This window comes from Achromobacter sp. 18P8.1.1, from assembly GCF_057799415.1.
In genome coordinates this window covers 42,135-60,605 of record NZ_JBYOKH010000005.1, presented here as the reverse complement: position 1 = coordinate 60,605, position 18,471 = coordinate 42,135, and the positions used below count along the sequence as shown (strand labels likewise).

The window sequence follows — 18,471 nt, the reverse complement described above, 5'->3', positions numbered from 1 at the left end:
GATTTATAGGTATGGCTCGCCGGCCGGGCGGCCGGCGGCAAGGCTCAGCGGCCCTGTTCTTTGCGCCAGGCGGCGAATTTGTCTTTGGTGCCCGGGTCGGTGGGCGGATACAGGCCCAGGATCGACGCCCCTTCTCGCACCTGGCTGGTCACGAAGTCTTCGAACGCGGTCATCTCCACGGCCTCGATCGAGATCTCGTCGGCCAGGTGCGCGGGGATCACCACGACGCCCTCGCGGTCGCCCACCACGATATCGCCAGGCCACACCGCCACGTCGCCGCAGCCGATGGGCGCGTTGATGTCCAGCGCCTGGTGCAGCGTCAGGTTGGTCGGCGCCGAGGGCCGCTGGTGATAGGCGGCAAAACCCAGTTCAGCGATTTCGGGCGAATCGCGAAAGCCACCATCGGTGACCACACCCGCCACGCCGCGCTTCATCAGGCGCGTGACCAGGATGGAACCCGCGGACGCGGCACGCGCGTCCTTGCGGCTGTCCATGACCAGCACCGCGCCTTCCGGGCAGGTCTCGACGGCGACGCGCTGCGGGTGCGAGCGGTCTTCGAACACCTTGATGGTGTTCAGGTCTTCACGCGCGGGGATGTAGCGCAGGGTGAACGCCGGGCCGACCATATTGGGCAGATTGGCGTTCAGCGGGCGCACGTCCTGGATGAACTGGTTGCGCAGGCCGCGCTTGAACAGGGCCGTGCACAGCGTGGCCGTGCTGATGCCGGCCAGGCGGGCGCGGGTTTCGGGATTCATTTGGGACACGATGACTCCGGGGTCGATAGACGATGAATAAGGGGGGCACGCGGCGGGCACAGCCCGCCTGGCGTCTTCAGAAGATTTCGGGTTCCGGCACGGGCGCGCCGAATTCGGTTTCCAGGAAGTCGAAATCGCAACCGTCGTTGGCTTGCAGGATGTGCTTCGAATACATCCAGCCGTAGCCGCGTTCATAGCGCTTGGGCGGCGGCGTCCAGGCGGCGCGGCGCGCGGCCAGCTCTTCGTCGCTGATGTTCAGGTGAATGCTGCGGGCGGGCACGTCCACCGTGATCGTGTCACCCGTCTTGACCAGCGCCAGCGGGCCGCCGATGTAGGCTTCAGGCGCCGCATGCAGGATGCAGGCGCCGTAGCTGGTGCCGCTCATGCGCGCGTCGGACAGGCGCAGCATGTCGCGCACGCCCTGCTTCACCAGCTTGGTCGGGATCGGCAGCATGCCCCACTCCGGCATGCCGGGGCCGCCTTGCGGGCCGGCGTTGCGCAGGATCATGATGTGCTCAGGCGTGACGTCCAGGTTCTCGTCATCCACCGCGGCCTTCATGCTGGGGTAGTCGTCGAACACCAGCGCCGGGCCGGTGTGCTGCAGGAACTGCGGCGCGCAGGCGCTGGGCTTGATCACGCAGCCGTCGGGCGCGATATTGCCGCGCAGCACGGCCAGCGCGCCTTCGTCGTAGATGGCCGTGTCCAGCTTGCGGATCACGTCGTCGTTGTAGACCTCGGCGCCGGCGATGTTCTCGCCCAGCGATTTACCCGTGACCGTCATGGCCGACAGGTCCAGGTGGTCGTGCAGGCGCGACATGAGCGCGGGCAAACCGCCCGCGTAATAGAAGTCTTCCATCAGGTAGGTGTCGCCGCTGGGCCGGATGTTGGCGATGACCGGCACCTTGCGGCTGGCGGCGTCGAAGTCGTCCAGACTGACCGCATGGCCGGCGCGGCGCGACATGGCGACCAGGTGCACGATGGCATTGGTGGAACAGCCCATCGCCATGGCGACGTTGATGGCGTTCTTGAACGACGCCAGGCTCAGGATGCGATTGGGCGTCAGGTCGTCCCACACCATGTCGACCACGCGGCGGCCGCATTCTGCAGACATGCGCATGTGGTTGACGTCCGCCGCCGGGATCGACGAGGCGCCCGGCAGGGTCATGCCGATGGCTTCGGCGATGGCCGTCATGGTGCTGGCCGTGCCCATCGTCATGCAGGTGCCGTAGCTGCGGGCGATGCCCCCTTCCACTTCGGTCCATTGTTCTTGCGTGATCTTGCCCGCGCGGCGCTCGTCCCACAGCTTCCAGGCATCCGAGCCCGAGCCCAGGATCTTGCCCTTCCAGTTGCCGCGCAGCATCGGGCCCGCCGGCACGTACACGCACGGCAGCCCGGCGCTGATGGCGCCCATGAGCAGCCCCGGCGTCGTCTTGTCGCACCCGCCCATCAATACGGCGCCGTCGACCGGGTGGCTGCGCAGCAGCTCTTCGGTTTCCATGGCCAGGAAGTTGCGATACAGCATGGTCGTCGGCTTGACGAAGGATTCCGACACCGAAATCGCCGGCAATTCCACCGGAAAGCCGCCCGCCTGGAACACGCCGCGCTTGACGTCTTCGACGCGCTGCTTGAAATGGCTGTGACAGGGGTTCAGGTCCGACCACGTGTTGATGATGGCGATGATGGGCCGGCCGACCCAGTCGTCAGGGGCATAGCCCATCTGCATCATGCGGGAACGGTGGCCGAACGAACGCAGGTCATCCTTGGCCATCCAGGCGGCGCTGCGCAGACTTTCGTAGGTACGTTTCATAGGGGAATGGGAGTGAGGCGTGGTGGGTATGGGATCATTTAAACACTAATACATTAGTGCGTCAGCTAGGTAAAAACCCGCTACACTGCGGGCTTCGACCACCGTACTCCCGACACGCCTTCGGATGCAAAGCCAAAAGCTCAGACTGGACCGGTCGCGCCACGCCGCACCCCAGGTCTTTGAACACCTACGCGAACAAATCGTGTCGCTGGAACTCGCCCCGGGCACCGCGTTATCGCGCGTCACGCTGGCGGAAACCTACGGACTGAGCCAGACGCCCATCCGCGACGCCCTCATGCGCCTGGCCGAAGAAGCGCTAGTCGAGATCTATCCGCAGCACACCACCGTCGTCAGCCGCATCGATATCCCCGCCGCCCGGCAGGCCCATTTCCTGCGCCAATCCCTGGAACTGGAGATCGTGCACCTGTTGGCGCAACGGCCCGACCCGGTGCTGCACAAGCGCCTGAAAGCCAGCATCGACCTGCAACGCGTCAGCCATGCCAATGGCGAATACCAGCAGTTCATCGACGCCGACCAGGCCTTCCATCGCGACATGCATGCGGCTGCCGGCGTGACCAGCCTTTGGGAACTGGAGCAACGCTACAGCGGCCACCTGGACCGCCTGCGCCGACTGCATCTGCCCGAGGCCGGCAAGGCCGAACGCATCATGGACGACCACCAGCGCCTGCTGGATGCCATCGTGGCGCAGGAGCCTGGGCGGGCACAGCAAGTGCTGCGGGAACACCTGTCCGGCACGCTCAGCCAGGTCGCAGAGATCTGCAAGCGCTATCCGGAATACGTGCTGGCGGAGTGATGCGTCGCGGCGCGGGTTACCGCGTGCCGTCGTCGGCCGATTTCTTGAATGCCGCGGTCAGCGCTTCGGACGTGTACGCCACCAGGATGGACGCCCCCTGCTCCTTCATTTCCCTGCCGAGCTCATCCCACACGCGCGTCAGCTTGGGCACGACCGAAGACGACTTCCCCTCGCGCCGCAACGAATTCAATTCGTCCGCGCTGAAGAATTTTGAATACGAGGCGGCAAGCGTCTCGTTCCACCTGGGCTGATATTTGGGCAGCGCCCCCGCCAGTTCCGTTTCGACGTAACGGTCGGCCTTGCTTTGCCCCAGATTCGATACCATCCCGCGATACGTGACGGTACTGGAGATGGTTTTCCGGGCCATCATCGGCAGGTTTCTGCCAACCTGCTGTTCCTCGACAAACCTCAGGGCCGCCGCGTAGGCTGATTCGTCTGCAGCGGAGGCTGGCGTTGACCAAAACAGGCTGGACGCGAGCGTCAAAAAGGTGGCCGCCGTTGCCCGGCGAAGCGGGCGAGAAAACGTGTCGTCAATCTTAGCGAACAAGCATTCCATAGCATCACCCGAGGTAATGTGAAGAGAGTTGTCTATTGCCTTGAATTCCAACGAGAAAAACGTCCTGCCACCTCAATCCAGCGGATACCGCCGGATCACCGTCTTCCCATCCCGCTCCGCCAGCGACAGTAAGGCTTCGCCCGACGCGTCCATGCCCAACAAGCCCGTTTCCACGTCCTGCGGAACTTGGAACGGACGCCAGGTCTTGCCCTGGTCTCGCGTCGTGAAATAGGTTTTGGTGTATTCGTTGAATGAAAACAAATGGTCCGCGTAGGTCTTGATCACCCAGGCCTTGTGGCCGAACCAGGCGTCGCCGATCCAGCTGGGTTTGCCCTGCACCGTGGGCGACGCCGAACGCTCGTTCCAGACGCGTTCGGCCTGATCCAGTTCGTAGATGGCGTTGCCCGAGGTCTCGAACACGGCTTCCCCTCGGGTATAGCGCGCGTCGGGCGCCGGCGCGGGGACCGGTGGCACGTGCGGCGTGATGCGGAAGGCGGGTGAGGCGCCGTCCTGGAACTCCACTTCGAACCGCCGGGTTTCCAGCACTTCATTCTTTTCCGACGCATTCAGGCTGATTCGCGTGCGCCAGCTCCAGCCCACGGCGCGTCTCTCGTCCAGGGGGTACAGCGACCAGTCATAGGCCAATTGGCCGCCGTCCATGCCGGCTTTTTCCTGGAAGGCGCGGTCGAAGGCTTGCGCGTCGGGCCAGACCTGCTCGTCCAGCAAGGTGGCCGACCAGCGCCTGGCGCCGTCTTCGCTGACCAAGAGGCGCTGGCCGGCGTCGTGCCGCTCCAGGGCGATGACGCGATCCTGGGTCAGGAATACGGTGAACTGCAGCGGTGGCCCCAGCGTCACGTCCGGGTCGTAAGTCCAGGTCTTGCCCAAGTCATCAGAACGCAGCGTTTCCCACGCGGCTGGGGGCTCGCCCCCGGTCGGTGCGGCGGCGCTGCGCGGCGTGCCGGTGATCAGGTACAGCGTACGGCCTTGGGGCGAACCGATCAGGCTGACGCCCGTGTCGCCGCTGATCGAACCCAGCAGTTCAAACACGCCCGTGCCCTGCCCGCCATAGATCAGATTGCGCGTGTCGGCCAGCTGCCACGGATTCTGAGGGCGCGTGTTCAGGGCAGGCACCAGCGTGTCCAGCAGCGGCGCCTTTTCCAGTGCGGCCATCTCTTTGCCCGAGACCAGCCGTTGGCCGATCAGCAATTGGCGTTCGCCGAACCGTTGCAGGGACACCCGGGACGACAAAGCAAAGGGCGGGCCGTTGAGTTCGCCGATCACCTCGCTGCGCGCAAGCGGCTGGCCCAGGGGCACCAGTTGATAGATGCCATAGCCGATGATCCCCGCGACCGCGATCGCGGCGCCGCTGGCAAGCAGTCTAAGGTTCATGGCTGCAAAGCATCCTGATGCGTGGGCGCCCGCCATCTGGCCGGCGACTTTTAGGAAATTGACGAAACTATAGCGTGTCGCACATCGTTCTCTATACTGGCGTGACATACTCTCACGCCGCACCCGGCTGCACACGGAAACCCGACATGATCGCAAGGCACGCACGCTTCGCCCTGGCCCTGGCTATGCTGGGGACGGCCGGTTGGATGCAAACGGCAACTGCCGCGCCGCCCGACGTCTGCCAGGCCGTGACCGTGCGTGAAGGGGACCCGATTCCGCCCGATGCCTGCGCCGTCAATATCGCGCCTCGGAACCTGGACGTGTCGAACATCATCTTCGGCGACGGCCCGGCATGGACGCCACTGGATCCGCAGGCGATGCCCGGCGTCTTCTACGACACGGCGTCGATTGCGCCGATGACCGACCGGCCGGTCGTAATGGCGGTGACGGTCGCGTGGTTCTATGCGCAGCCGCGCGTGTCGGAGACGACCGGCCAGTCGTATGGTTCGGTGTCGCAGCCCGTTCTGCTGAACTGCAGCGCCAACACCTATACCGTCACGGAAACCCGGCATTACGCCGGCAGCAATGCCACGGGCGCGCTGGTGGAATCGATTCCGGTGGCGGGCATCCACAACGCGCCGGTGGCGCGCGACCCCGTCCAGCGCAAACTGCGCGCGATGGTCTGCCCGCCCCCGGGCAAGACCGTGCGCAAGTAGGCTTGACGCCCTACCCGCGCCAATAGCGGTACAGCGCCCGCGCCGCCGCATCCAGCAGGAAGCCCAGCACCCCGATCATCAGCACCATGGCCATCAGCTCGGAATAGGCCAGCCGATCACGCGTGTCCAGGATGAAATATCCCATTCCCGCAGACACGCCCAGCATTTCGCAAGGCACCAGCACGATCCACAGGATGCCGATGGCCAGGCGCACCCCGGTCAGGATATGGCCCAGCACGCCGGGCAGGATCACGCTGCGCAAGGTCTCCCAGCGCGTGGCGGCCACGCTTTGGGCCAGTTGCAGCCAACGGGGATCCAGCTGCTGCACGCCAGCCGCGGTGTTCAGCACGATGGGCCAGACCGCCGCGAAGGTCAGCAGGAAATAGACGGGGTCGTCGCCCACGCCGAACACCATCACCGCAATCGGCATCCAGGAAAGCGGCGAGATCATGCGCAGGAACTGCATGGCGGGCGACACCGCGGCCTCCAGCCGCCGCCAACTGCCGATCGCCAGCCCGAGCGGCACGCCGATCAATAGCGCAAAGCCCAGTCCCACGGCGATGCGCCGCAGGCTGACCAGGATATGCATGGGCAAGTCCGATGCGGTCAGCAGTTCGCCCAGGCTGACGAACGTGGCGCCGGGCGAAAAGCGCCGCGCCATGCCGCCTGCGGGCGAGAAGACGTCAGTGCCTAGCCACCACAGCGCCAGCAAGGCCGCCAAGCCGGCCAGCCCCAGCGCGCACCGCCCGCCCAGGCCCAGGCCGGCGTTACCGGCACGACTGGCCGGTTTGGCGGATGATCCGGCCGGAGCAACGGCGGCGTGCCCTTGCGAGCCAGCGACGGACTCGCGAGCCGTCACGCCTGCACCATTTCGGTCCGCGTATAGGCGTCCGGGAAGCCGAAGCGGTTCAACCCGCCCACGGATTCGATCGCGCGTCTGACGTAACGGTCGTCGACCAGCTCACGCGCGGCGCGTGCCGGGTCCAGGTCGGCCAGGAAACCCCGATCGGCCTCGATCAGCGTGTCGCGCAGGCGGCGCACCAGTTCCTCGGTATAGCTGGGGAACGGATAGGGTTGGAAGTCGATGCGCCGTTCGTCCCAGTCGGCGTGGCGGATGGCGCCAGTGCCCAGGTACCCCTCGCGGTCGGACGCGGGCGGCGCCAGCACCTTGGTCAGCGCCGGCAGGCCGTGCGGCGTATAGCGGTTAATGCCTTCCTTGGACAACAGCTGGGCGGTTTCGGCGCGGTTGTCGCGTATCCACAGTTGCGCCTGCACGATGGCGTCCACCACCTTTTGCGACCACTCCGGGCGTTGCTCCAGGTCGCGCTCGTGCATGAAGACCACGCAGCACGCATGGTTGCGCCAGACGTCGCCGGTAAAACGCAGCACCTTGCCCACGCCCAGGGTCTCAGCGACCGCGTTGAAGGGTTCGGCCACGATGTAACCGGCGATGCGGTTCTGCGCCAGCGCGGGCGGCATGTCGGCCGGCGCCATGACGATCAGGTTGACTTCGTTTGCGCCGACCGACCCGTCTTTCCGCGCCACGGGCGTCAGGCCGTTCTCGCGCAGCAGATACTGCAGCATGACGTTGTGGATGGAATACCAGAACGGGATGGCGACCGTCTTGCCGCCCAGTTCCTTGACGTTGTTGATGGCGGGCGCCACCGTCAGGCCCGATCCGCCCACGTGGTTCCAGGCCACAACCTTGGCCGGGACCTTGCTGCCGAAGCGCGCCCAGACCGTCATCGGCGACAGCAGGTGCACCACATTCACCTGGCCCGAGATGAAGGCCTCGATCACCTGCGCCCAGCTGCGCAGCAGCGTGGGCTTTTCCGCCTTGACGCCGGCCTTGTCGAACAGGCCGTTGTTATGCGCCACCAGCAGCGGCGCGGCGTCGGTGATGGGCAAGTAGCCGATGCGCACTGGCGCGTCGGGCTCGCTTTGTGCACGGGCGTTGAACGCCGACAGCAATGAGGTTGCGCCGCCTGCCGTCAGCAGGGCCGAGAGTTTCAACCAGTCGCGACGCGACATGTGTTCCAGGCACATCAATGAGCTCCTAGCAAGGGGTCAAACGTCAGTTCAAACGTGCACGGCATCGCCGCGCACGGCCCGCAGCGCAGCACGCAAGCGGGTCAGGATTTCCAGGCGCAGCGCGCCCATTTCGGGCAACAGGTCGGCGCGCGGGTGCGGCAGATCGACCTGCCATACGCCCAGGATGCGGCCAGGCACGCCGCCCAGCAGCACGATCCGGTCGGCAAGCACCAGCGCTTCGTCGATATCGTGCGTGATCAGGACGGCGGCGGTCTGGAAGTCGGCCACCACCTTGCGCAGCAGCGCCTGCATCTCGCTGCGCGTCACTTCATCCAGCGCACCGAAGGGTTCGTCCAGCAGCAGCACCGACGGCTGCCGAGCCAGACATCGCGCCAACGCGGTGCGCTGCGCCATGCCGCCGGACAACTGCGCCGGGCGCAGGTGCCGCGCGTGCGACAGGCCAACTTCGTCGATGGCTTGGTCCACCCGCGTCCGGCGCTGGCTATCCGTCAGTGCGGGTTGATGCTTGAAATCCAGGCCGAAGGCGACATTGCGTTCCAGCGACAGCCAAGGCAAGAGGCTGGGGTCCTGGAACGCCACGGCCACGCGGGGGTGCACGCCCGTCAAGGGCGAGCCTTCCATCAACAGCGACCCAGCGGTCGCAGCCTGCAGCCCGGCCAGCACGCGCAGCAGGCTGGACTTGCCCGCCCCGCTGGCGCCCAGCACGGCTACCACTTCGCCGCGTGCCAGATCCAGGTCCACGTCATGAAACACCGGACCCGCCGCGCCGGGATAGCGCAGCGCCAGGCCGCGCGCCTGCAATACCGGCGGCGCGCCGCCCGTCATGCGGCGGCCTCGGCAGCGAGTTTGGCCTGGCGTTTGGCCAGCTCGGTCTTCAACTGGACCAGACTCGGCGTGACGATCGGCAGGAATGCGGCTTCGCGCCAGCGCCGGGCGAAACCGGCACCGGCAGGCTTCAGATACGCCGCGCCGCCGCTGGCCTGCAATTCCAGCTGCACGGCTTGATGGGCCGCTTCCGCCAGCGCGATGCGGATTTCGAACAAGGCCCAGGGTTCGGCCACGAAGCGTTCGCTGCGCACGCCGGCGATCAAGCTGGCGCTAAGCGCTTCGACCTGCGCGTGCAGGGCTTGCAGCGGCTCGCCCAGGATGCCGCGCGATGCCTGGCCTTGGCCGGTTTGCGTGGCGGCCTGCAGGGCGCGGCGCGCCAGTCCGATGGACAGGCCGCATTGCAGCCCGGCGAACGCCGGCCGGGCGCGCGGCAAATACTGCCGGGCATCCGGATGGATCAACCATTCCGGGCCGATACGCACGCCCTGCACTGCCAGCGCCGCCGTGTTGCTGGATTGCAGGGCCAGCAAGGACAGGTCGGGGCTGCGGGCGAGGCCGGCGATGTCGTGCGGCAGCGCCACCACGGCAGGCGTGCCATCCGGCGCGGTGACGGCGGCGGCCACTAAAAAGCCTTGCAGGCGCAAGTTGGTCACCCACGGCATGCGGCCATCCAGCACCCATTGGCCATCGGCTTGCCGGGCGCTGATCTGCAGGGACTCGATGCCCGACAGGAATTTCATGGCGTTGGACAGCGCGGTGGCGCCGGCGTGTTCGCCGGCCAGCAGCGGCGTCATCCAGGCGTTGGCCAAAGCCGTATTCGGGCTGCGCAGCAGGTATTCGATGAAGACGCGCTGGCTCCAGGCCACGAAGGCGCTGGCGACCGACCGCTCGGCCACCTGGGACACGGCCTCGATCGCATCGCCGATGTCGGTGCCCGGCAAACCGCCCTGATCCGCCGGCACGCCGATTCGGAAGAGGCCCGCGTCGGCCAGCCGGGGCAGCACCGTGACGGCGTCCAGGCTGCCGTCGTCCAGGGCATCGGCATGCTGGTCCAGCCATGCCGCCAAGTCCGGGGGCAAGCTCCAGCCCGAGGCGGGGACTGCGCTAAGCGGTTGCCCCGCCATCACGCGCCGCTCCAGGCGTAGTCACGCAATTGGTCGTTCAGCGGCGTCTGGGCCAGGTTGTTGCCGAAGTTGCAGATGGTGGCCAGCCCGACGCCCACAATCACTTCCAGCGCGTTGCCGTCCGTGTAGCCGGCTTCACGCAGGGCCTGCAGGGCCTCGTCACTGACACGGCCGCGCGTCTGGATCACGGCTTCGGTGAAGGCCGCCAACGCCTGCAGGCGTTCATCGGGCACCACGCCCTGGGCGCGCAGCGCGTCCACGACTTCGGGCGACAGCCGCGCCTTGTTGCGGGCCAGCGCCGTATGGCCGGCCACGCAGAACGTGCAGCCATGGCGGGTGCCCGCCACCAGTTGAACCACTTCGCGTTCCTGCAAGGTGAGGCCGGCGCGCGCATTGATCTGCGACAGCGTCTGGTAGGCCTCCAGCGCGACGGGCGCGTTGGCCAGCACCCCCAGCAGATTGGACAGGTATCCCGAAGCCTGTTCCGCGGCGGCCAGCGCGGCGCGCGTGGGTTCGGGAGCGCTTTGCGCGGTATGGACGGGCAGACGGGCCATGAAGATCTCCTGGTGTATCGTGGAAAAGCATATTGTGCGGGTGCCCGGCGGCAAGCGACAATGCACGAAGATCGCAACTTGATGCTAGATCTTATCGACTTTCAGCTATGCGCTTATAACCGGATTCGATCTTCCATCATCCTCCCAAACTGCGACGGCGTTCCGACCGGATCAGTTTGACGCCCCTACCCGGCCCTCTACTTTGCCTTTCAAACCCGACCATACCGACCAAGCCGCCGTCGACGCCCTGTTGCTGTCCAGCCTGGAAGTCCAATCCAGCTTGTATCACCTGGGGCAATACTGCGGCAATTGGTCCGCCAGCACCAGCGGGCGGGCGCGCGCCAGTTTCCATCTGATCCTGCACGGCCGCTGCCGGGTGGACCTGGGCGAAGGGCAAGATGCGCTGACGCTGGCTGCGGGAGACGGCATCTTCTTCCTGCGCGACATCCCGCATGCCTTGACGCCGCTGGATCCGCCCGCCTCCGCCAGTGCCTTGTGCACGGCCATGGAGCCGCTGCTGCCGCGCCAGGCCGACAGCACGGGACTGGCCTGCGGGTTTTTCCAGTTCCGCCCCGGGTTGGCCGACCTGCTGGCCGATACGCTGCCTGACTACCTGGTGCTGCGCGCCGACGACGAACGCTTCCGCACGGCGCGCGGCGTTTTCGAATTGATCCTGGGCGAAACGGCGCGCGAACCGGGTGCGTCGCCCGTAGTGCTTGAACGGCTGACGGACCTGCTGATCTTCTTCATGCTGCGCTATCTGGCCATCCACGACCGGCAGGCCTATGGCCTGTTCGTGCTGGCGCGGGACCCGGCGATGGCGGGCCTGCTTCAGGCCATCCTGAAAGATCCTGCCGCCACGTGGAGCATGCAGGACATGGCGGACCGCCTGCATATGTCCAAGGCGACGTTCCATCGGCGCTTCACCCTGCAAAGCGGCACGACACCCGCGCAGCTGCTGCAACGATTGCGCATGCGCGTTGCGCGCCGCCACCTGAGCCAGGGCATGGGCATCCAGGACGCGGCCGAACGCGTGGGGTATCAATCCCAAGCCGCGTTCAGCCGCGTGTTCCAGCGTACAGAGGGGGTCGCGCCTTCGGCTTGGCGCAAGCGCGGCCCCGCCGTGGGCTAGGACCCGCCGGCGCTTTAGCCCAGCTTTAGCCCAAGCCCAGCAGCAGTTCCGCCAGCACGCCGGGATGCGTGATGTGCGCCTCGTGCGGGGCGGCGATGTCCACCCACTTCCAACCCTGCTGCGACTTCACCAGCTTGCGCGATTCTTCCAGCACCGCCAGTTCAGGCTGCGTGCAATGGATATAGGTGCGCGGACGCCCGTTGCCGATGGGATTCTTCAACGTCAGCGGCGTGGTGTAGCTGGCCAGCGGATGCGCGGTCAGGCGGCGCTTGACCCATTCGTAGTCCGCGCTGCCCGGGGTGAATCCCCAGGCCGCGGGAATCGGATCCGGGATCGGCACGGCCAGGCCGCCCGTGGCCTTCGAGGCTGCGGCGATGCGCGCGTCGGCATCCGCCTTCGGGTAGACCGAAAACGCATTCTGGCCGCTTTGCAGCACGATGGCGTCGAAGTACACCAGGTGCGCCAGGCGCTCGGGAATGCGGTCGGCCACGCCGGTAATGGGAATGCCGCCGAAGCTGTGGCCCACCAGGATCACCTCATTCAACTCTTCCGTTTCGATGACCTGCACCAGGTCTTCGACGAAGGTATCGATGGTGATGCCCTTGTTCAGCAGGTGGGCGCGGTCGCCCATGCCGGTATAGCTGGGCGCGTAGACGCGATGGCCGGCCGCCTGCAGGCGATCCGCTACCGGGCGCCAGCACCAGCCGCCGTGCCAGGAACCATGCGCCAGCACATAGGTCTTGGCCTTCTTGGCCGGCGCGGCGGCAAGCGCCGCCGACCCCGCCGCCAGGGCGGGCAGCCCGGCGGCCAGTTTCAACAGGGTTCTGCGGGGAATCATCGTCATTGCATTACACCTGCGCCAGCGCCTGTTCCAGGTCGGCGATCAGGTCGTCGATGTGTTCGATGCCGATAGACAGGCGGACCGTCTCTTCGCGCACGCCGGCCTTTTGCAGCTCTTCGGGATTCAGCTGGCGGTGCGTGGTGGAGGCGGGGTGCGTCGCCAGCGACTTGGAGTCACCGATGTTGACCAGTCGCGTGAACAGCTGCAAGGCATCCTGGAAGCGCGCACCGGCGTCGCGGCCGCCCTTCACGCCAAACGTGAACAGGCCCGGGACCTTGCCGCCCAGATACTTCTTCGCCAGCGCGTGGTCGGGGTGATCCGGCAGGCCGGCGTAGTTCACCCATTCCACCTTCGGATGCTCGCGCAGGAAGTTGGCGACCTTGACGGCGTTCTCGACGATGCGGTCCACGCGCAGCGCCAGCGTTTCAATGCCTTGCAGGATCTGGAACGAGTTGAACGGCGAGATCGCGGCGCCCGTGTTGCGCAACGGCACGACACGCGCACGGCCGATGTAGGCAGCGGCGCCGAAGGCTTCGGTGTAGACCACGCCGTGGTAGCTGACGTCGGGTTCGTTCAGGCGCTTGAAGCGCGTCTTGTGTTCGGCCCACGGGAACTTGCCAGAGTCGATGATGGCGCCGCCCAGGCTGGTGCCGTGGCCGCCCAGGTATTTGGTCAACGACTGCACCACGATGTCCGCGCCGTGCTCGATCGGGCGCAGCAGGTACGGCGACGGTACGGTGTTGTCCACGATCAGCGGCAGGCCGTGGCGGTGGGCCACGTCGGCCAGCGCGGCGATGTCGGTGATGTTGCCCAGCGGGTTGCCGACCGATTCCGCGAAGATGGCCTTGGTGCGGTCATCGATCTGCGCTTCGAAAGCGGCCAGATCGCTGGGGTTGGCAAAGCGCGTGGTGATGCCGTACTGCGGCAGCGTGTGCGCGAACAGGTTGTAGGTGCCGCCGTACAGCGTGCTGGACGAGATGATGTTGTCGCCCGCTTCGGCAATGGTCAGGATGGCGTAGGTGACCGCGGCCTGGCCCGAGGCCAGCGCCAGCGCGGCGATGCCGCCTTCCAGCGCCGCCACGCGCTGTTCCAGCACGTCGGTCGTGGGGTTCATGATGCGGGTGTAGATGTTGCCCGGCACCTTCAGGTCGAACAGGTCGGCGCCATGCTGCGTATCGTCGAACGCGTAGGCAACCGTCTGATAGATGGGCACGGCAACGGCGCGCGTCGTCGGATCGGGGCGGTAGCCGCCATGCACGGCAACGGTTTCCAGGCGCCAGTTGGGCTTCTTCGGTTCAGTCATGTGTCTCTCCAGGAGATGCGTTATTGATGATTCAGATCAGACGGCAAGCGCGCGCGGCGCGCAAGATGCGTTCAACGTCTGCATGATTGTTATAGGCGCCGACGGACAAGCGCACGTAACCATACTCCACTACGCTGGCCACCACGCCCGCTTGGCTCAAATGGGCCAAGGCGGCGGCGGGATCGGCCACGCGCAATGCCGTGGTGGTGCTGCGCAGCGCGGCGTCGGGCGGCGACACCACGTGCGCGCCCAATGCGCGCAAGCCCTCGCTGAGCGCTTGCGACAGTTCCAGGACCCAGGGTTCGATGCGCTCGGGTTGCGCGCCTTCGATCAGGTCCAAAGCGCCGGCCCAGCCGGCGATGCCGGGATAGTTGAGGTTGCCGGTTTCCAGCCGCCGGGCATCGCCCGCATCGGACACGCCCACCTGCCATTGCAGGCCGGTCTTGTCCAGCGTGGTCACGCCCGACGGGCCGATGTACAGCGGATCCAGCGCGTCCAGCAGCTTGGGCGACACATGCAGCAGCCCCACACCCAGCGGGCCCAGCAAGCCCTTGTGCGCACCGCAAGCGAAGGCGTCCACACGCCATTCATCGACGTGGGCGCGCAACAAGCCCGCGCCCTGGATGCCGTCGACCACCAGCCATATGCCGCGTTCCGCACAGCGGCGGCCCAGTTCGGCGATGTCGGTGCGCAAGCCCGTGCCGTACTGCACCCAAGACACCGCGATCAGGCGGGTGCGGGCGTCCACGTGCTGCCACAGATCATCGACCGTGTAGCGGTGCGATTGAGCTTGTGCCACCCGCACCTGCACGCCGCGGCGGCGCAGGTTCAACCAGGGCAAGGCGTTGGTGGGATGTTCCTGGTCGTCCACGATCAGGTTGTCGCCGTCCTGCCAGGCCAGGCCTTGCGCAACGGTGTTCAAGCCTTCGGTGGTGTTCTTGGTGAAAGCGAGCCGGCGCGCCTCTCCGCCGATCAGGCGGGCCAGGCGCACACGCAGCGCATCGGCATCGCGCAGCCATTGCGGCTTGTCGCTGCGGGCGTGCGTGATGCCATCGAAGAAGGCCGCGACGGCGTCCGCCACCTTGGGCGACAGCGGGCTGGTGTAGGCGATGTTGGCGTAGGCCTTGTCACGCGTGATGGGAAACAACTGCCTGAATTCGTCCTGCCAGCTCATGCGCGACCTTCCGTGTGAATGCAACTTGGTATGCCGGAATTCTAGGTATATGACGCCAATCTGGATAAGGCTAAGTTCTTATATTCATATGACCATATAGTCGCTCGAAAAACGCCGTCGGCCCCATAGAATTCATGCCTTTCTTGCATACACACAATACGGGAACGGCATGCGATTGACTCAACTCTTCAAGGCGGCGGGCGTCGCCGCGGCGCTGACGATTGCCGGCGCGGCGCACGCCGGCACGGTGGACACCATCAAGAAGCGCGGCGAACTGGTGTGCGGCGTCAGCCAGGGTTCGGCGGGACTTTCCATTGCCGACAAGCAAGGCCGCTGGACGGGCCTGGACGCGGACCTGTGCCGTGCGCTGGCCGCCGCCGTGTTGGGTGACCCCGAGAAAACGCGCTTCGTCCCGCTGAGTTCGCAGCAGCGCTTTCCGGCGCTGCAGTCGGGCGAGATCGACGTGCTGAACCGCAACACGACCATCACGTCCAGCCGCGACGCGGGTCTGGGGATCGTGTCCGCCGGCATCGTCTTTTATGACGGCCAGGGCTTCCTGGTGCCGCGCAAGCTGGGCGTGAAAAGCGCCACCGAACTGGATGGCGCGCAGGTCTGCGTGCAGCCCGGCACGGTCAACGAACAGAACCTGGTCGACTACTTCAAGAAGCACAAGCTCACGTACCGCCCGGTGGTGATCGAGAACCTGGTGGAACTGGAGCAGGCTTTCTATGCGGGCCGTTGCGACGTCTATCTGTCGGACGCCTCGACGTTGGCTGCCAGCCGCGCCGCGCGGGCCGGCAAGCCCGACGACTTCGTGATCTTGCCCGAGCGCATCAACAAATCGCCGCTGGGTCCGTTCGTGCGGCAGGATGACGCCCACTGGGCCGCCATCGTGCGCTGGACCGTCAACGCGCTGGTCGCCGCCGAAGAGCTAGGCATCACGGCGAAGAATGCCGACAGCCAGACGCAAAGCACCGACGCGCAAGTGCGCCGCCTGCTGGGCGTGGAGCCGGGCATCGGCAAGAGCTTTGGCCTGGACGAAAGCTGGGCGAAGAACGCCATCAAGGCCGTGGGCAACTACGGCGAAGTGTGGGACCGCAACCTGGGCGCGGCCACGCCGCTGAAGCTGGACCGCGGCCTGAACGCGCAGTGGAACCAGGGCGGCCTGCTGTATTCGCCGCCGTTCCAGTGAGTGTGATCCCCTGAACGCGGCAGGCGGGCTTTGGCCCGCCTTTTGCATTGGCACCGGCCATCATGACTGCAACGACCCTTCCCTTCCCCCCTCCCGGCCCGCTGCGCCGCTGGCTGCCGTCGGCAGCCTGGATCCTGGCGCTGGGCGGCATGGCCGCCGTGCTGCTGCTGCACATTGAATCCGTACAGACGGCGCGCGGCATCCAGGGCGGATTCGGCTTCCTGTTCCAATCCGCGGGCTTTCGCATTTCGGAAAGCCTGCTCGCCGTCTCGCCCGACGATCCTTACTGGATGTCCATCGCGGCCGGCCTGGTCAATACGCTGACCGTGGCGGCCGTGGCCATTCCGCTTGCGACCGCGTTGGGCATCGCGCTGGGCCTCATGCGCCTGTCGTCCCACGCCTTGGCCGCGCGCTGCGCCGCCGCCATCATCGCGCCGCTGCGCAACACGCCGGTGCTGCTGCAACTGTTCGTCTGGTACGGCTTGCTGCTGCGGCTGCCGGACATGCGGCAAGCGTGGTCGCCGCTGCCTTCCGTGCTGCTGTCCAACCGTGGGTTGGCGCTGCCCGCCGTGCAGGGCTGGCTGCCGTATGCCGCCGTCCTGCTGCTTGCCGTGGCGCTGGCCTGGCGTGCCAGGCGCCGCTGGGGCAACGGCGCCGCACTCGCCGCATTGGCCGTCGCCGCCTTGGCCTGGGCTTTGCTGCCCGCCATGCAGGTAGACCTGCCGGTCAAACGCGGCTTGGGGCTGCAAGGCGGCTGGCAGCCCAGCATCGAATTCGCGGCGCTGCTGATCGGTTTGGTCGTCTTTCATGCGGCCTACATCGCCGACATCGTGCGCGCCTCGGTCCGCGCGGTGCCCGTCGGGCTGGTCGAGGCCGGCCAGGCAATGGGCCTCGCGCCTTGGGGCGTGCTGCGGCTGGTGATCGCCCCCTACGCCACGCGCGTCGCCCTGCCCCCCTACGCAAACCAGTGCCTGGCACTGGTGAAGAACAGCACGCTGGCGATCGCGATCGGCTACCAGGAATTGATGGCCGTCATCAACACCGTCATCACCCAGACCGGCCTGGCGCTGGAAGGCATTGCATTGGCCGTGGCGGTCTATCTGACGCTGGCGCTGGTGCTGGGCGGGGGCCTGTCGGCCTGGAACGCGCGCAATACCCGGCACGGCCCTGGCGACACGCACGGCGCGCGACTGAGCGACCGCCCCTTGTGGCGCGCAACGGGAAGCAACCCGCATCCGTGGCGCGGCAAAGTCCTGTCGACGGTGTTGGCCGTGCTGCTGGCCGCGGTGGCCTGGACAATGCTGGACTGGGCCGTGTTGCGGGCCGTCTGGCTGGGCGACCCTGCGGCCTGCGCCAACGCTGCCGGCGCCTGCTGGGCCGCCGTGGGGGAAAACCTGCCGCTGCTCTTCTTCGGCACCATGTCGCCCGCCGACCGCTACCCGGCCTTCATCGCCTGCGCGGCGCTGCTGGGCGGAATCGGCTTGACGCTGGGCGCGCGCCGCCTGCCCGCCCGCGCGCGCGCCGCTGCGCTGGCTATCCTGTTGCTGATCGTCATCAGCGCCCTGACCGGTTGGCCGTGGGGCGGCGTCCTGATCGGCCCGCAGCGCTGGGGCGGCTTGCTGGTGACGTTGATCCTGGCCATCGCCGCCTTGGCCGCCGCCGTCCCGCTGGCCTTTGCGCTGGCCCTGCTACGCCGCTCCGGCAGTCGCGCAGGTTCGCTCGCTGCCGCCGGCCTGATTGAAGCCGTGCGCGGTGTTCCGCTGGTGACGCAACTGCTGTTCGCCTCCTTTGTGCTGCCCATGCTGCTGGGCGGCGGGGTCTCGAAGTTCAGCATGGCGCTGGCCGCGCTGACACTGCACACGGCTTGCCTGCTGGCCGAAGTGCTGCGCGGCGCGTTGCAAGCCATCCCGCCTGGCCAGATGATGGCAGCGCGGGCGCTGGGCATGCGCCCCGCCACGGCCTATGCGTCGGTCATCTGGCCGCAGGCCCGCCGCATTGCTGCGCCGGCCGCGCTGGGCGTCTTCGTGGGCGCCGTCAAAGATACATCCCTGGTCAGCATCATCGGCGTGTTCGATGTGCTGGGCGCGGCCAAGGCGGTGGTCGCCGGAACCGAATGGCGGCCCTACCACGTCGAAGTCTATCTGGCGGTGGCACTGCTGTACTTCGCGGCCAGCCTGGCGTTGTCGAAGGTTGCCCGGCGGATGGAGGCCCGCGCCGCCTAGAATGCGTGCCGA

The 18,471-nt window shown here is 66.8% G+C and carries 17 protein-coding genes; 5 read left to right on the top strand and 12 right to left on the bottom strand.

Features of this window, described 5'->3' with window-relative positions; translation table 11 throughout:
• Positions 1–44 precede the first annotated feature (44 nt).
• Together AC27VE_RS05550 and araD are read right to left on the bottom strand one after the other, a co-directional pair.
• Positions 45–755, bottom strand: a complete 711-nt coding sequence (locus AC27VE_RS05550; protein WP_006223210.1) for a ribonuclease activity regulator RraA — start codon at positions 753–755, stop codon at positions 45–47.
• A 76-nt stretch (positions 756–831) separates the two neighbouring features.
• Entirely contained in the window at positions 832–2,562 is a 1,731-nt protein-coding gene (gene araD, locus AC27VE_RS05545; protein WP_488703247.1) for an L-arabinonate dehydratase, read from the bottom strand.
• Positions 2,563–2,686: 124 nt separating this feature from the next.
• Here araD and AC27VE_RS05540 point away from each other — a divergent pair, with 124 nt between their 5' ends.
• A complete protein-coding gene (locus AC27VE_RS05540; RefSeq protein WP_488703246.1) occupies positions 2,687–3,376 on the top strand; it encodes a GntR family transcriptional regulator in 690 nt (229 codons plus the stop codon).
• Between the two features lie 16 nt (positions 3,377–3,392).
• On the opposite strand, the gene AC27VE_RS05535 is transcribed toward AC27VE_RS05540, so the two are convergent.
• Positions 3,393–3,923 (bottom strand): hypothetical protein, encoded by a 531-nt coding sequence (locus AC27VE_RS05535; RefSeq protein WP_488703245.1) that lies wholly within the window; start codon positions 3,921–3,923, stop codon positions 3,393–3,395.
• An 81-nt stretch (positions 3,924–4,004) separates the two neighbouring features.
• The gene (locus AC27VE_RS05530; RefSeq protein WP_488703244.1) at positions 4,005–5,321 is read right to left on the bottom strand and encodes a hypothetical protein; all 1,317 of its coding nucleotides are present in this window, start codon (positions 5,319–5,321) and stop codon (positions 4,005–4,007) included.
• 146 nt (positions 5,322–5,467) lie between these two features.
• On the opposite strand from AC27VE_RS05530, the gene AC27VE_RS05525 reads away from it, so the two are divergent.
• Complete coding sequence (locus AC27VE_RS05525; protein WP_488703243.1) at positions 5,468–6,037, top strand: surface-adhesin E family protein; 570 nt, start codon at positions 5,468–5,470, stop codon at positions 6,035–6,037.
• A 10-nt stretch (positions 6,038–6,047) separates the two neighbouring features.
• Here the strand turns inward: AC27VE_RS05525 and AC27VE_RS05520 are convergent, their stop codons facing one another.
• The 5 genes from AC27VE_RS05520 to AC27VE_RS05500 are packed head-to-tail and all read right to left on the bottom strand — an operon-like array spanning position 6,048 to position 10,595.
• Positions 6,048–6,896 (bottom strand): ABC transporter permease, encoded by an 849-nt coding sequence (locus tag AC27VE_RS05520; protein ID WP_006223216.1) that lies wholly within the window; start codon positions 6,894–6,896, stop codon positions 6,048–6,050.
• Positions 6,893–8,083 carry an ABC transporter substrate-binding protein gene (locus AC27VE_RS05515; RefSeq protein ID WP_488703242.1) on the bottom strand — a complete coding sequence of 397 codons (1,191 nt, stop codon included), beginning with the start codon at positions 8,081–8,083 and terminating at the stop codon, positions 6,893–6,895. Before AC27VE_RS05515 ends, AC27VE_RS05520 begins: the two co-directional genes overlap by 4 nt.
• A gap of 33 nt (positions 8,084–8,116) precedes the next feature.
• The gene (locus AC27VE_RS05510) at positions 8,117–8,914 is read right to left on the bottom strand and encodes an ABC transporter ATP-binding protein (protein WP_488703241.1); all 798 of its coding nucleotides are present in this window, start codon (positions 8,912–8,914) and stop codon (positions 8,117–8,119) included.
• Entirely contained in the window at positions 8,911–10,041 is a 1,131-nt protein-coding gene (locus tag AC27VE_RS05505; protein WP_488703340.1) for an acyl-CoA dehydrogenase, read from the bottom strand. Before AC27VE_RS05505 ends, AC27VE_RS05510 begins: the two co-directional genes overlap by 4 nt.
• A complete protein-coding gene (locus AC27VE_RS05500) occupies positions 10,041–10,595 on the bottom strand; it encodes a carboxymuconolactone decarboxylase family protein (RefSeq protein WP_088588196.1) in 555 nt (184 codons plus the stop codon). Before AC27VE_RS05500 ends, AC27VE_RS05505 begins: the two co-directional genes overlap by 1 nt.
• A 202-nt stretch (positions 10,596–10,797) precedes the next feature.
• Here AC27VE_RS05500 and AC27VE_RS05495 point away from each other — a divergent pair, with 202 nt between their 5' ends.
• Positions 10,798–11,727: an AraC family transcriptional regulator gene (locus tag AC27VE_RS05495; protein WP_488703240.1), complete on the top strand. Its 930-nt coding sequence runs from the start codon at positions 10,798–10,800 to the stop codon at positions 11,725–11,727.
• A 25-nt stretch (positions 11,728–11,752) separates the two neighbouring features.
• Here AC27VE_RS05495 and AC27VE_RS05490 read toward each other — a convergent pair whose 3' ends face one another.
• From AC27VE_RS05490 to AC27VE_RS05480, 3 genes are read right to left on the bottom strand one after another with little or no spacing between them, the layout of a single operon-like run.
• Positions 11,753–12,571, bottom strand: coding sequence for an alpha/beta fold hydrolase (locus tag AC27VE_RS05490; RefSeq protein ID WP_234818250.1), 819 nt, complete (start codon positions 12,569–12,571; stop codon positions 11,753–11,755).
• 4 nt (positions 12,572–12,575) lie between these two features.
• Entirely contained in the window at positions 12,576–13,871 is a 1,296-nt protein-coding gene (locus AC27VE_RS05485) for an O-acetylhomoserine aminocarboxypropyltransferase/cysteine synthase family protein (protein ID WP_488703239.1), read from the bottom strand.
• A 31-nt stretch (positions 13,872–13,902) separates the two neighbouring features.
• Positions 13,903–15,045 carry an aminotransferase class V-fold PLP-dependent enzyme gene (locus AC27VE_RS05480; RefSeq protein ID WP_488703238.1) on the bottom strand — a complete coding sequence of 381 codons (1,143 nt, stop codon included), beginning with the start codon at positions 15,043–15,045 and terminating at the stop codon, positions 13,903–13,905.
• Between the two features lie 169 nt (positions 15,046–15,214).
• On the opposite strand from AC27VE_RS05480, the gene AC27VE_RS05475 reads away from it, so the two are divergent.
• Both AC27VE_RS05475 and AC27VE_RS05470 read left to right on the top strand, forming a co-directional pair.
• Complete coding sequence (locus AC27VE_RS05475; RefSeq protein WP_488703237.1) at positions 15,215–16,237, top strand: amino acid ABC transporter substrate-binding protein; 1,023 nt, start codon at positions 15,215–15,217, stop codon at positions 16,235–16,237.
• Between the two features lie 62 nt (positions 16,238–16,299).
• Entirely contained in the window at positions 16,300–18,459 is a 2,160-nt protein-coding gene (locus tag AC27VE_RS05470; protein ID WP_488703236.1) for an ABC transporter permease subunit, read from the top strand.
• Positions 18,460–18,471: the final 12 nt, after the last annotated feature.